The organism is Pseudomonas sp. EL_65y_Pfl2_R95, assembly GCF_963971045.1.
GTDB lineage: Bacteria > Pseudomonadota > Gammaproteobacteria > Pseudomonadales > Pseudomonadaceae > Aquipseudomonas.
Genome location: NZ_CAXAOV010000002.1, coordinates 124695 through 137085, shown reverse-complemented (window position 1 = coordinate 137085; position 12391 = coordinate 124695). Strand labels below are relative to the sequence as shown.

The 12391-nt window shown below is 53.3% G+C and carries 13 protein-coding genes and 1 tRNA gene; 8 read left to right on the top strand and 6 right to left on the bottom strand.

Features of this window, described 5'->3' with window-relative positions:
• Positions 1 to 61 precede the first annotated feature (61 nt).
• Positions 62 to 484, bottom strand: a complete 423-nt coding sequence (locus tag AACY09_RS08405; protein ID WP_339487251.1) for a hypothetical protein — start codon at positions 482 to 484, stop codon at positions 62 to 64.
• Positions 485 to 614: 130 nt separating this feature from the next.
• On the opposite strand from AACY09_RS08405, the gene AACY09_RS08400 reads away from it, so the two are divergent.
• Positions 615 to 1085, top strand: coding sequence for an Lrp/AsnC family transcriptional regulator (locus AACY09_RS08400; protein ID WP_339487250.1), 471 nt, complete (start codon positions 615 to 617; stop codon positions 1083 to 1085).
• Between the two features lies 1 nt (position 1086).
• On the opposite strand, the gene AACY09_RS08395 is transcribed toward AACY09_RS08400, so the two are convergent.
• On the bottom strand, positions 1087 to 1746 hold the full coding sequence (locus AACY09_RS08395; RefSeq protein WP_339487249.1) for a TetR/AcrR family transcriptional regulator: 660 nt from the start codon (positions 1744 to 1746) through the stop codon (positions 1087 to 1089).
• Positions 1747 to 1851: 105 nt separating this feature from the next.
• Here AACY09_RS08395 and AACY09_RS08390 point away from each other — a divergent pair, with 105 nt between their 5' ends.
• Genes AACY09_RS08390 through AACY09_RS08370 form a run of 5 tightly spaced genes read left to right on the top strand, consistent with a single transcriptional unit; the run spans position 1852 to position 8395 of the window.
• The gene (locus AACY09_RS08390; protein ID WP_339487247.1) at positions 1852 to 2856 is read left to right on the top strand and encodes an HlyD family efflux transporter periplasmic adaptor subunit; all 1005 of its coding nucleotides are present in this window, start codon (positions 1852 to 1854) and stop codon (positions 2854 to 2856) included.
• 7 nt (positions 2857 to 2863) lie between these two features.
• A complete protein-coding gene (locus AACY09_RS08385) occupies positions 2864 to 4624 on the top strand; it encodes an ATP-binding cassette domain-containing protein (protein WP_339487246.1) in 1761 nt (586 codons plus the stop codon).
• Positions 4621 to 5748: an ABC transporter permease gene (locus AACY09_RS08380; protein WP_339487244.1), complete on the top strand. Its 1128-nt coding sequence runs from the start codon at positions 4621 to 4623 to the stop codon at positions 5746 to 5748. The genes AACY09_RS08385 and AACY09_RS08380 overlap by 4 nt, the downstream gene beginning before the upstream one ends.
• A gap of 4 nt (positions 5749 to 5752) precedes the next feature.
• On the top strand, positions 5753 to 6865 hold the full coding sequence (locus AACY09_RS08375) for an ABC transporter permease (RefSeq protein WP_339487242.1): 1113 nt from the start codon (positions 5753 to 5755) through the stop codon (positions 6863 to 6865).
• A gap of 15 nt (positions 6866 to 6880) precedes the next feature.
• The gene (locus tag AACY09_RS08370) at positions 6881 to 8395 is read left to right on the top strand and encodes an efflux transporter outer membrane subunit (protein ID WP_339487241.1); all 1515 of its coding nucleotides are present in this window, start codon (positions 6881 to 6883) and stop codon (positions 8393 to 8395) included.
• Positions 8396 to 8478: 83 nt separating this feature from the next.
• On the opposite strand, the gene AACY09_RS08365 is transcribed toward AACY09_RS08370, so the two are convergent.
• On the bottom strand, positions 8479 to 8829 hold the full coding sequence (locus tag AACY09_RS08365; RefSeq protein WP_339487240.1) for a hypothetical protein: 351 nt from the start codon (positions 8827 to 8829) through the stop codon (positions 8479 to 8481).
• Between the two features lie 136 nt (positions 8830 to 8965).
• Between AACY09_RS08365 and AACY09_RS08360 the strand changes: the two genes are divergently transcribed.
• Positions 8966 to 9730, top strand: a complete 765-nt coding sequence (locus tag AACY09_RS08360; protein WP_445323811.1) for a phage integrase — start codon at positions 8966 to 8968, stop codon at positions 9728 to 9730.
• A 292-nt stretch (positions 9731 to 10022) separates the two neighbouring features.
• On the opposite strand, the gene AACY09_RS08355 is transcribed toward AACY09_RS08360, so the two are convergent.
• From AACY09_RS08355 to AACY09_RS08345, 3 genes are all read right to left on the bottom strand, one after another.
• Entirely contained in the window at positions 10023 to 10481 is a 459-nt protein-coding gene (locus AACY09_RS08355; protein ID WP_339487239.1) for an anti-virulence regulator CigR family protein, read from the bottom strand.
• Between the two features lie 338 nt (positions 10482 to 10819).
• A tRNA-Ser gene (locus AACY09_RS08350) sits at positions 10820 to 10909 on the bottom strand.
• A gap of 157 nt (positions 10910 to 11066) precedes the next feature.
• The gene (locus AACY09_RS08345) at positions 11067 to 11771 is read right to left on the bottom strand and encodes a glutathione binding-like protein (protein ID WP_339487238.1); all 705 of its coding nucleotides are present in this window, start codon (positions 11769 to 11771) and stop codon (positions 11067 to 11069) included.
• A 114-nt stretch (positions 11772 to 11885) separates the two neighbouring features.
• On the opposite strand from AACY09_RS08345, the gene AACY09_RS08340 reads away from it, so the two are divergent.
• Complete coding sequence (locus AACY09_RS08340) at positions 11886 to 12323, top strand: HIT family protein (RefSeq protein WP_339487237.1); 438 nt, start codon at positions 11886 to 11888, stop codon at positions 12321 to 12323.
• The last annotated feature ends 68 nt before the right edge of the window (positions 12324 to 12391 follow it).

The following is a 12391-nucleotide window of genomic DNA, read 5'->3' as shown; positions in this document are numbered from 1 at the left end:
AGCCCTAGTTACCTTAGCCCTAAATCCTCATCTTGGAATTGCGGCCGGTCCCGCCGGTCACTCAGCCAGCTGTCTGCTGGGACCTTTGCGGTGCTACCTGACGGTTCTGTGGTTGAGCGAAAGCATCATCTTGGCGCCATGCGGCCGTGGTCATTTCGGCCTTGGTAACGCTATCTGGCAACCCTGAAGTCAGCTCAAGCGCGACCTCAAACACCGAGACTTGCGAGCGCATCTTCTGCGCAATCACGTTTGCCCGTGGCAGACTCAAACCCAACTGCTCAATGGTCACCTGCAACAGATCATTATGCTGGCAGGCGACAATGCGTTCAGGCACCAAGCCAAGCTGGGTGAAATAACTCAACAAACGGCAGAGCACTTCTGGCTCAACCTCGGTGGTGATGTTGAAGGATGCCCTGAGTGGCAAGTCCTGGCCCCGCTGGACGTCCGTATCTGCAAAAAGAACCGCCGCGTCGAGTGAGTTCATAGTCTTTAGTATCCGGCTGAAAGATATGACTATCTTGACGGCGCATCAGCGGATTTTCTGGTCTTTAATTTAGCGAGAAAGCGTTTTTTTGAATAGACTATTCTAAATGGTCTATTTGTTAGGAATTTTTATGTCAATAATCTTGGATGCCTTCGATAGACGTATTCTCGAATTGCTTCAGGTCGATGCGACCCTGTCCACTGGCGAAATTGCCGAACGTGTCGGCTTGTCCCAGTCGCCATGCTGGCGGCGTATTCAGCGACTTAAGGATGAAGGCGTGGTGCGCGCTCAAGTGATGCTGCTTGATCGCAAGAAAATTGGCCTGCACACGCAGATATTTGCCCAAGTAAAACTCAACGCCCATGGCCGCTCAAACCTCACTGAGTTCGCTGAATCGATTCAGGGTTTCCCCGAGGTAATGGAATGCCATGTATTGATGGGCTTAGTCGACTTTATGCTGCGCATTGTGACCTCCGACATTGAAGCGTATGAACGGTTCTTCTTCGAAAAACTGTCGCTCGTCCCGGGCATTCAAGAGATCAACTCAACCGTCGCTCTGTCCGAAATAAAGTCCACTACGTCTTTGCCAATCCCGCGGTAAGTCATAGAGCATCGGTCGCCGAGCATTCATGGGCTATGGCTTTTAAGCCTGCCAACGCGAAACTATGTAAGTGGGAAGTCAGTTGCTGCTTAGGCATAGTTAATACATGACTTACAGGGCCTGGCAGACCATTGCTGGCTACCAGCAACATCAGGCATGGCGCAGCGGTGCTGATCAGGCAGCGCACGAGCGCTGGATCGCTCGCAGGAATAGCGGTTATCTCGCTTAGTATCCCTAGAATAACCGCGAGTTTCGGCTGTACCTCCTCGGTAAACAGCACTTGCAAATTTGAAGACGGTGAAAGCACTTCCCTTGCGAGTACACCGGATTGCCAACCGCGCCCTGCTTGGGCTGCGTCAACCAAGATGGCAAAAAATGACCAGAGTTTTGTTTCTGCGGGTTCATCACGCGCGGCAATTTTCAGCAGGTCGTCAAGGCTAATGATCCGTCGGTGAGCTTCTGCGAGCACGTTTTGGTAGAGGCCCGCACGATTGCCGAAGTGATAGTTGATCGAGGCTAGGTCAACCTTTGCTTCTGCGGCAATTGCTTTACTGGTGGTTTCCGCAAATCCGGTTTTGGCGAACAGCCTGCCTGCCGACTCAAGGATACGCGCGCGGGTGACTTCACCATCAACGCGACTGCTTCGGCTCGATTTGGTCATGGTTCGCTAACTCGTTTGATTCAAGACAATTGATTTTCGCAAAAAATAGATTAAAGTAAATTTAAATTAAATTTCAACTATACGCTCCGCCGTCGGAATCAGTTTATGAAGAAGCCTCTTATCCTTGTTGCACTGATGGTTGGCCTTGTGATCGCCGCTTTGATTTTTTGGAATAACAGTCGTAGCGATGACGAAACCACAATCACCTTGTATGGCAATGTCGATATCCGGCAGGTGTCTTTGGCCTTTGACGGCAATGGCAGGGTTGCCCAACTGCGTGCAGAGGAAGGTGATTCCGTTAAAGCCGGTGCTGTGTTGGCGGTATTGGATACTCGTACTTTGGCTTTGCAGGCGGAGCAGGCACAGGCCCAAATTACCGTGCAGGAAAAGAATCTATTGCGTCTGCGCAACGGTTCACGGCCCGAGGAGGTCGCTCAGGCACGAAGCCGGTTCGCTGCAGCCAACGCCGATACCAAGCTGGCCGAACAGAATTTGCGACGGCTGCAAAATATTGCCAGTAAAACCAGCGGCCGCGGTGTCAGCGTGCAAGATTTGGATCGAGCCAAAAGCTCGTTGCAGGTGGCTAAAGCTAAAGGGGCAGAGCAACAGGAAGCTTTGCGCCTGGCTCAGCTAGGACCGCGTGCAGAGGATGTCGGTGGCGCTGAGGCCCAGTTGCAAGTCTCTCAAGCGCAACTGGCGTTGTTACAGCACCAGATAGACCAAGGCACTTTGATCGCGCCTGCCGATGCAGTGGTACGTTCACGCCTTCTTGAGCCGGGAGATATGGCCACCCCACAGCGTCCGGTATTTGCCTTGGCGCTGACTCAACCGAAGTGGGTTCGTGTCTATATCAGCGAGACCGACTTAGGTCGCATCAAGCCGGGCATGAGTGCACAAGTTTATACAGATAGTTACCCTGACCAGCCGATAGCGGGGAGGGTTGGCTACATATCTTCAGTTGCTGAGTTCACGCCTAAGGCCGTTCAGACCGAAGAGCTTCGTACCAAACTGGTCTACGAAGTGCGGGTGCAGGTGGACGATAGCAACAATGTTTTACGCCTCGGACAACCTGCCACGGTCGCCCTCGATGGCAGTACTGCTCGTGAATGAAACGGGTATGACTGTTTGCGCTGAGGGGCTGAGCAAATCATTTATTGCCCCGGACAAGAGCCGACTGCAGGCCGTCAATGAGGTGAGTTTGACCGTACGTGCGGGTGAGCTTACAGCGTTGGTTGGGCCGGACGGCGCAGGCAAAACCACGTTGTTGCGCATGATGGCGGGGCTACTGAAACCTGATGCCGGCAGCCTTGAAGTATTGGGCATTGATGTGATCAGTAGACCCCAGTCGGTGCAGGATCGCATAAGTTATATGCCGCAGCGCTTTGGCCTTTATGAAGACCTTAGTGTGCAAGAAAACTTGGATCTTTATGCCGATCTGCACGGCGTTGCCAAGGCTGATCGCCGTGAACGATTTGAGCGTTTGTTGGCGATGACCGATCTGGCAAATTTTACCGACCGCCCCGCAGGAAACTTATCCGGCGGCATGAAGCAAAAGCTAGGCTTGGCCTGCACCTTGGTGCGCTCGCCCGATCTACTGTTGCTCGATGAGCCAAGTGTGGGCGTTGATCCGCTGTCACGCCGAGATTTGTGGAAGATCGTTCAGCAACTGGTCGACGACGAACAATTGAGCGTAATCGTTAGCACCTCCTACATGGACGAGGCTGAGCGTTGCGGGCAGGTCTACGTGATGAATCAGGGCTGCATATTGGCTCAAGGAACGCCTGCATCATTGCGTGAGAAAGCGCGGGGTTTGACGTTCACCGCGACGCCACCTGCGGGAATGCCTGCACGGGATTTACAGGCGCGCCTAATTGATGCTGATGATTTAATTGTAGATGCAGTACCCAGCGGTAGTGCGGTGCGTTTCATTGTCCAGCCTGAGCAAGGCATCGAGTCAGTTAGTCAATTGCTGGGTGAGGTTGAGCATCAAGCCCGTCCGGAAGAACTTGAAGACGCTTTTATGATGCTCCTGCGCAAACACCAAGCGCAGGACAGTGCCCCGCCAACCGCGAATTCAGATGAGGTAATGCCCAACCCGGTGGTAGCCAGCGAAGGCCAGAAGCCAGCAATTGTCGTGCATGATTTGGTCAGAAAATTTGGTGATTTCACGGCGGTGGCTAGCACTTCATTTGAAGTCGGCCGTGGTGAGATTTTCGGTTTACTTGGCCCCAATGGTGCGGGAAAAACCACGACCTTTCGCATGTTATGCGGGTTACTGCCTGCTACCAGCGGGCAACTGCAGGTGGCCGGGGTGAACTTACGCCACGCCCGTGCTCAGGCGCGGGCACGGATTGGCTATGTGGCGCAGAAGTTCGCGCTGTATGGCAACCTCGCGGTGCGAGAAAATCTTGAGTTTTTTGGCGGCGCATACGGTCTACGTAGACAGGCGCTGAGCACTCGAATCAACGCCGTACTGAAACAGTTTGAACTGGACCCTGCTGCCCGGAGTGGCGAGCTTCCCGCCGGTTACAAGCAACGCCTGGCGATGGCCGCCAGTTTGCTCCATGAGCCGGAAATTCTTTTTCTCGATGAGCCTACCAGTGGCATTGACCCTTTGGCGCGTCGTGCTTTTTGGCGGACCATTACGGCCTTGGCGCAAAGCGACGTGACTATCATTGTCACCACGCACTTTATGGAAGAAGCCGAATATTGCGACCGTATCGCCATTCAGGACGCTGGGCACCTGGTGGCACTGGGGACGCCGCGACAGGTGCGTGAGCAGGCGGGTGCAGATCATTCAGGAGATATGAATGGGGCCTTTATCGCCATCGTAGAGCAAGGCCGGGCATCTCGGGTAAACGCAGGAGCGAAATCATGATGGGCAACGGCTTTGCACGTCGCTTGGTTGCCTTAGTCCGCAAGGAAACGCGGCAGATGTTGCGCGACCGCAGCAACTTAGCCGTCGGGCTGTTGCTGCCGGTGGTGCTGATTTTGCTATTCGGATATGGCTTATCCTTCGACGTGGAAAACGCGCCCATTGCTGTGGTACTGGAAGATTCGTCACCCCAAGCGCGTGAGTTGCTTGCGGGCATGCAAAACTCCCGTTATCTGGCTCCTCAGTGGGTCACCAATATGCCGGAAGCAGAGCGACTGATGCGCTTGGGTGAGGTCAACGCCATCTTGCGTGTGCCTCAGGACTTCTCACGGCAACTGGCTGCAGGCGAGGGGAGCGTGCAGCTGTTGCTCAACGGTGTCGACTCCAATACCGCGAGTGTGGTGGAAGGCTATGTTAACGGCGTGATTGCCACGTGGGCGCAGCACAAGGTTGACCGTGACGGCAATAAGCCCAGCGTTGGTTCTGTGCAAATAGAGCAACGAATGTGGTTCAACGAGGCGTCCACTAGCACCTGGTATTTGGTGCCGGGGTTGATTGCGCTGGTGATGACCTTGATTGGCGCATTCCTGACCTCGCTGTTGATTGCCAGAGAGTGGGAGCGAGGCACGCTGGAGTCATTATTCGTGACACCCATACGGCCGCTGGAGTTGGTCTTGGCCAAGCTTGCGCCCTACATGGTAGTGGGGGCAACTGATCTGCTGTTTTGCTTGCTCGCCGCCAAGTTTTTGTTTCAGGTGCCGATGCGTGGGTCGCTATGGATCATCATGCTCGCCTCAATGCTCTACTTGGCCGTTTCGCTACTGCTGGGGCTGTTTATTTCTGGCAAAACCCGCAACCAGTTTGAAGCCAGTCAAATGGCGCTGTTAGTCAGCTTTATGCCAGCCATGATGCTCTCAGGCTTTGTCTTCGATCTACGCAACGTGCCGGTTGTGATTCAGGTGGTTAGCCAGTTACTTCCTGCCACGCACTTTATGGAGCTGATTAAAACGCTATTTATGGCCGGAGATAACTGGTCGATGGCCCTGCGTGACTGCTCGATTCTGATGCTTTACATCATTGTGCTGACCGCCGCTGTGCACCGAACGCTGAAGAAAACCTTGGACTGATGCCATGCACGAATTGCTTAAAACACTCGCCGCTATCGGTTTCTTGGTCCGCAAGGAATTACTGGCGTTGTTCAAGGAGCCTTCCAGCCGCGCTATCTTGATTGCCCCCGCGTTGATACAGGCGCTGTTATTCGGCTATGGCGCCACCTATGACCTTACATACGCACCCTATGCTGTGCTCGATCAAAGCAAAGGTGAAGCTGCTACCGAGTTGTTGGCCCATATTGATGGCACTGGCGTATTTAAACGTGAGCGGGTGCTGAGCTCATCCGAGCAGATTGCCAGTGCGATTGATGATGACGGCGTGTTACTGGTGTTAAGCATTCCGGCTGATTTCGAGTCGCGTTTGGCCGCAGGTCAAGCTGCGCCATTGCAGATGATTCTGGACGGTCGCAACTCCTCGACTGCAGGGGCCGCGTCGGCGCAAATCAGCGGTATCGTCAATGCTTTCAACCAGTCACGAGGCAGTGTGGCGGCGGTGAGTGTTGAGCGCCGTGCCTGGTACAACCCTAATTTGGAATCACGCTGGAATTTGATGCCAGCCTTGATCGCCTCGCTGAGCATGCTGCAAACGCTTTTACTGGCGGCTTTGTCGGTAGCACGCGAGCGGGAGCAAGGCACTTTCGATCAACTTTTGGTCACGCCGTTGACACCCATGCACATTTTGGTGGGAAAGGCCGTGCCGGCAATTCTGGTTGGCCTGACGCAGTCCACGATCATTCTGCTGGTGATCCGCTTTTGGTTCCAGATTCCCATGGCCGGTTCGTTGGCGGTGCTCTATATGGGCCTATTGGTATTTACCGGAGCGGCAGTGGGTATCGGTTTGTCCATATCGGCTATGTCGTTGAATATGCAACAAGCCATGCTCTACACCTTCCTCATCATCATGCCCATGATGCTTCTCTCCGGCTTACTTACTGCCGTCAACAATATGCCTGTGGCGCTGCAAATTGGCACTTATCTGAATCCCCTACGCTTCGCCACAGACTTGGTACGAAGGGTCTATTTGGAAGGTGCTGGGTTGCATGAAATTGCCTTCGATTTTGTGCCCATGTTGCTGGTGGCGGCAGTCACGTTGCCGTTAGCGGCTTGGCTATTTCGCAACCGTCTTTCCTGAAGTTAGGTTTTGTATATGCCTGTATTTATTAGATTGAACCATCACGCCTCGCACTTGCTGCTCAGCTCTTTGTTGATTGCACTGGCGGTATCTGGATGCACTGTAGGCCCGGACTTTGAAAAGCCAAACCCCACTGCTCCAGATGATTGGGCAAGTTGGCACGGCGCTGCCCCGGCGCTTCAAACGCCTACGGTCATTGGGCGAACGCTTCCCGTCCAATGGTGGTTGGCGCTGGGCGATCCAGTGCTCAATCAGTTGCAGCAGTTGGCATTTGAAGTCAGCCCGGATTTGCGCACAGCCGCACTGCACTATGCTCAAGCGCGTGCTCAACGCAGCACTGTGGCAGCGCAACGTGGGCCACAGATCAATGCCAGTGGCGGGGTGACCCGCGAGCGTCAGAGTGAGTCGGGTGCTAGTACACGTTTGATCGGCTCACTGGCCCCAAATCCTGACCCACTTGTAAAAGAGTTAAGTGAACCCTTTAATCTTTACCAAGCCGGCATCGACGCATCTTGGGAGTTAGATCTGTGGGGGCGTATCAGTCGCTCCATAGAGGCGGCTGACGCAGACATTGCTGATCAGCAAGCGTTGCTTGATTTGGCGCGACTAAGCCTGACCAGCGATGTAGGGCGTAACTACTTTGAACTGCGCACCACTCAACGGCAAATTGTGCTGACCCGTGAGGATATTGCTGCATTGCAAGACCGTTTAGGGCTGCTGCAAGCGCGTGTAGATGGTGGGTTGGTGGACCATTTCGATCTTGACCGCCAGCAGTCCGAACTTTCAGCTGTTAAAGCCCAGTTACCGCCCTTGCTAGCGCAGGAGGGAGCCAGTAAAAACCAGCTTACGTTGCTGCTGGGTAAACCGCCTGGTGCCTTGCAAGATTTATTAGCAGCCCCGAGTCGGGATGTAGCTGGCAAATTGCCCGATATGCAGTTGGGTTTGCCTTCGGAGGTGGCGCTGCGCCGGCCAGACATTCGCGCCGCCGAAGCCCGTTTGCATCGCGCGACTGCCAATATTGGTATCGCTGAGGCCGAAATGTACCCCAGCATCAGCTTGGGGGCTCGGTTCGGTTATGAATCGTATCTAAGCGGCGAGTTTTCCGATTGGGGCAGTCGAACCTGGTCTGTTGGCCCCAGTCTGAACCTCCCGCTATTTGACCGCGGTCGGCGGAAAAGTGTGGTGCAACTGCGTGAGTTAGAGCAGCAAGAAGCCGCTGTGAATTATCAGCAAACCGTGCTCAAGGCTTGGCAGGAAATTGATGACGCACTAAGTGCCTATAACGCTGAGCGTCAGCGCTCTACCGAACTCACTATCAGGGCGCAGAGTGCAGAGCAAGCCTATGAAATAGCTCAAGCTCGTTACGATGGTGGCACTACCGATTTTCTCACCGTGCTTGATAGTCAGCGCAGCGATCTGCAAGCGCGGCGTGACCTCGTTTCGAGTGAGGGCGATTTATATGCTCGCTATATGCTAGTCAACAAGGCGATCGGTAATGTCCCGATAGTGGAGCGACATGAACAAAATTAAGTAGGTATTGGTGACTTGATTTTATGTGGTTTTTTACGATGGATTTAAGCCGGTCATGCGTCAAGGTATGTGTCCAGCCACCTCTACCGTAGCGCGTACCTTACTCCGTGACCACGCCTCTGCTGATTCAGGTGGCCTTGTTCCACCAGATTGCGGAAGTGTTGCTTGAGAGTGTTCCGGCTTGAGCCAGTCAACCTAACGGCTTCGCCGATAGTTACGCGTCCATGTTCACGGGCAAACTCTACAATTTGAAGCGACAAATCAGGCAGATTGGCGAGGACGATTTCCTCACGTTCAACTTTCTTTTCCAGCCGCTGTACCTGTTCGGCCATTGAGTGCAAAAAGAACTCAAGCCACGGCTGCCAATTAGGCGTTTCTGTGCGGATGGTTCCTTGGGTTTGACGAAGGGCGGGGTAATACGCCTCTTTGCTCATCTCTATCACGCTCTCCAGCGAGCCGTACGGCACGTATGCGTAACCAGCCTGGATCAATAGAAGGGTGGTAAGAACGCGGCTTAATCGGCCATTACCATCCTGGAATGGGTGAACTTCTAGGAACACGACGACGAATATCGCGATGATTCACTTGGTTAAATCGCTTGGTAACCCAATTGCTATAAAGCTAACGGGAACTGACTACGCTGAGTACCTCGCTTCAATGCTCAAAGCTGGAGCAAACCCCAAGACCCTCAACAATCGTTTGGGATACTTGCGAGCGGTGTTCAACGTCCTGTTTCAGCTTGAGGAAATTGATTACCCAAACCCATTGGCACGAGTTAAGCCTTTGCGGCTTCAAGAGCGGGAATTGGGCTACCTTGCCCAGGAACAAATCGAACACCTTTTTGTAGTCATTCACACCCGCTGCAAAACACCGCATGTCGCAATGGTTGCTGCTGTCTGCTTGGCTACTGGTGGTCGATGGGGTGAGGTTCAGGCATTAGCGCCAGATAGGGTGCGTGATGGTCTGGTTACGTTCATCAACACCAAAGGCAAACGCTCCAGGTCAATCCCGGTAGACTCGGTTTTACAGGCAAAGATATTGGCCCATTTCAAGCAACACGGCTTGTTCTCGAACTGCCTGAATAGCTTTGACCAGACCCTAGCTGCCTCAAAGATTCCGCTTCCTGCTGGGCAGTCTTCGCACGTTCTCCGGCACACCTTTGCCAGTAGATTCGTGATGAACGGGGGTAATATCCTGACCTTGCAAAAGATCCTTGGTCACACATCCTTGGCTATGACCATGCGCTACGCGCATTTGGCTCCCAACCACCTGCAGGACGCTATCAAGTTTGGGCCGGTGAGTGATTATCACGTGTTGCTGCCTAACTATGTGTAGCACTTATGTTGTTTTATAATCTGGTTTATCTTGTTTTTCTGCCTGCGTCGTTGCACACATATGACCCTTCAGTTGCATTTGCGTGTGACTCAGAAGCTTACTTGATCGCAATTGAAAGTAGGCCTATGGACAAGTGACGCAGAAACATCTGGGCCGTCCGCGTCACAGCAGGCAATCTGCCGGTCCTTCGTGGGCAGAACAACCAAGGCTTGTCCTTTGGCTTTGGGCTATAGCAACAGGCGCTTAAGCATTGCATTGCTGTGGCTATGTTTGACAGGCAAGCCCCGTTGACTTAGTCAAAAGCGCCGTTAAGCACCTCATAAATGAGCCCGGAGGCTAGCGCGACCAGTATCAAGTCTGTACCCGCCTGCTGCCATTCGTATCCCTCATAATGAGGCAATCTGCCCAGCAAGTGTCCGTCCAGTTTTTTGGCAATTCCTGGTGGAAGTGGCTTGCCCCGAGCGAGGTTTTTCTGAATACCCGGTGGTAATGCAGGCCCAGGGCTCCAGTAATCCCGATAGCCACCAATAATTCCCAGAACGTTGCTGTGATTGATATTTGGCCCTCTATCCCAGTCGTGGTTGTCATGGTTTTCATAGCCATTGTGTTTGTCATAGCTCTGGCTGTTTGGCGGATTACCCTTGCCTTTGCTTTTGCCCTTTCCATTGCCGGGGTCGGAGAATGCACTGGCGGAACTAAAGGCTAGTGCCAAACATGTTATTGCTGTAAGCCAAGCATTAGTCCTGCGCATAAGATATTCCTTCTTCAAATTCCACATTATTCCTTAAATATAGACACGCTGATCGGTAATTGTTCCGTTGCTCGGGGCAGAGGCAAGCGTTGCATGATCATGGTGAGGCAGGTATTGGCAGACGTTCTTCTTGTCGTCAATGCGCCTTGTGCTGTTCAAGTCAATTACCAACGCTTGGTCAGCACGAGTGCAATTGATTGGTCAGTGGGAATGCAAAAGGGTGGTCAAGTGCAGTGAATCGTCCTGCATTTTTTCGACACTTTTTCGACACATTGCGTGTCCAGAAAAACAAAAGCCCCCGAAACTCTAAGAATTTCAGGGGCTTAAGTGTTGAATAGTGGCGGGAAGATAGGGATTTGAACCCTAGGAACTATTGCTAGTTCAACGGATTTCGAATCCGTCCCGTTCGGCCACTCCGGCATCTTCCCACGGCGGCGCGCATGATATCAGCTGATTGGCATTTGGCGAAGCCCAATGTGTAATTTTTCACATATTTTCATGCGCTTGCGATGGATTGAGGCTATGGGCGCCGCGTGGTCGCAACCTTGAGTCGCTCTAACTGGCTCAAGGTCGCACTTTGAAGCGCTAGCCCCGGCTTGGGATGTTCAAACCGCGCTGAACAGCGGGGCGGGCAACGAACTTATCCAGCACCCGTTTGATGTTCGGGCATTTGCTGAACTCGACCAACTCTGCGGCCTCATAAAAGCCAACCAAGTTACGCATCCACGGGAAAATGGCGATATCGGCGATGCTGTAATCGTCGCCCATAATCCACTCGCGGCCTTCCAGGCGTTGCTCCAATACGCCGAGCAGGCGTTTGACTTCATCGACATAGCGGTCGCGCGGGCGCTTGTCTTCAATCTCTTTGCCGGCAAACTTATGGAAGAAGCCCAGTTGACCAACCATTGGGCCGATACCGCCCATTTGGAACATCAGCCATTGCAGGGTTTCATACCGCTGCGCCGGGTCACTGGACAGTAGCTTGCCGGTTTTCTCAGCGAGATAGATCAACATGGCGCCTGACTCAACCAGCGCTAGCGGCTGGCCGGTTGGCCCGTTTGGATCGATCATCGCCGGGATTTTGTTGTTCGGGTTTAGCGACAGGTATTCAGGCGAAAACTGGTCGCGGGTGTCGAAGCTGACGAGGTGCGGCTCATACGCCAAGCCGATCTCTTCCAGCATGATCGAGACTTTTACGCCGTTGGGCGTCGGCAAGGAATACAGTTGCAGCCGCTCCGGATGAGTAGCTGGCCACTTTTGGGTGATTTTAAACGCGGATAGATCAGGCATACGGGCTCCTAGTCTCAAGGTTACGCGGGCAGGGCTCTCTTAGCCTACCTGGATTTATCTGACTCCGTAAAACCGGTATGGTTACGGCTTAATCCACGGATAATGGAAACTCCTATGAGCTTGCATGGCGATTACGACGCTAAGAACATTTTTGCCCAGATCATTCGTGGCGATGCGCCGTGCTACAAGGTTTATGAAGACGACGATGTACTGGCTTTTCTCGACGTATTTCCACAGTCGTTTGGCCACACACTGGTAATCCCTAAACGCTCTGCTGCGCGCAATATGCTCGATGTCGACACCGACAGCCTGTGCAAAGTTATGCAGGTGGTGCAGAACGTCACCCGCGCACTGGTTGATGAACTTAAACCTGCCGGGGTTCAGGTCGCGCAATTTAACGGCGCGCCTGCCGGGCAAACGGTGTTTCACATTCATATGCATGTGATTCCGCGCTTCGCCGGTGAAGACTTGGGTATTCATGCCAGTGCTAAAGCGGATCCTGCCGAGTTGGAAGCCTTGCAAGCGCGATTGATTGCGCGTCTCAAGAAGTAATAGCCCCTCGCTAAGCGCTCGCTTGATCACTGCCGGAGGGTGCTGTGTCCAGCAGCATTCACTGGACA

Coding starts and splice junctions, on each gene's coding strand:
- AACY09_RS08405 (WP_339487251.1), bottom strand. CDS start 484: ATGAACTCACTCGACGCGGCGGTTCTTTTTGCAGATACGGACGTCCAG.
- AACY09_RS08400 (WP_339487250.1), top strand. CDS start 615: ATGTCAATAATCTTGGATGCCTTCGATAGACGTATTCTCGAATTGCTT.
- AACY09_RS08395 (WP_339487249.1), bottom strand. CDS start 1,746: ATGACCAAATCGAGCCGAAGCAGTCGCGTTGATGGTGAAGTCACCCGC.
- AACY09_RS08390 (WP_339487247.1), top strand. CDS start 1,852: ATGAAGAAGCCTCTTATCCTTGTTGCACTGATGGTTGGCCTTGTGATC.
- AACY09_RS08385 (WP_339487246.1), top strand. CDS start 2,864: ATGACTGTTTGCGCTGAGGGGCTGAGCAAATCATTTATTGCCCCGGAC.
- AACY09_RS08380 (WP_339487244.1), top strand. CDS start 4,621: ATGATGGGCAACGGCTTTGCACGTCGCTTGGTTGCCTTAGTCCGCAAG.
- AACY09_RS08375 (WP_339487242.1), top strand. CDS start 5,753: ATGCACGAATTGCTTAAAACACTCGCCGCTATCGGTTTCTTGGTCCGC.
- AACY09_RS08370 (WP_339487241.1), top strand. CDS start 6,881: ATGCCTGTATTTATTAGATTGAACCATCACGCCTCGCACTTGCTGCTC.
- AACY09_RS08365 (WP_339487240.1), bottom strand. CDS start 8,829: ATGAGCAAAGAGGCGTATTACCCCGCCCTTCGTCAAACCCAAGGAACC.
- AACY09_RS08355 (WP_339487239.1), bottom strand. CDS start 10,481: ATGCGCAGGACTAATGCTTGGCTTACAGCAATAACATGTTTGGCACTA.
- AACY09_RS08345 (WP_339487238.1), bottom strand. CDS start 11,771: ATGCCTGATCTATCCGCGTTTAAAATCACCCAAAAGTGGCCAGCTACT.
- AACY09_RS08340 (WP_339487237.1), top strand. CDS start 11,886: ATGAGCTTGCATGGCGATTACGACGCTAAGAACATTTTTGCCCAGATC.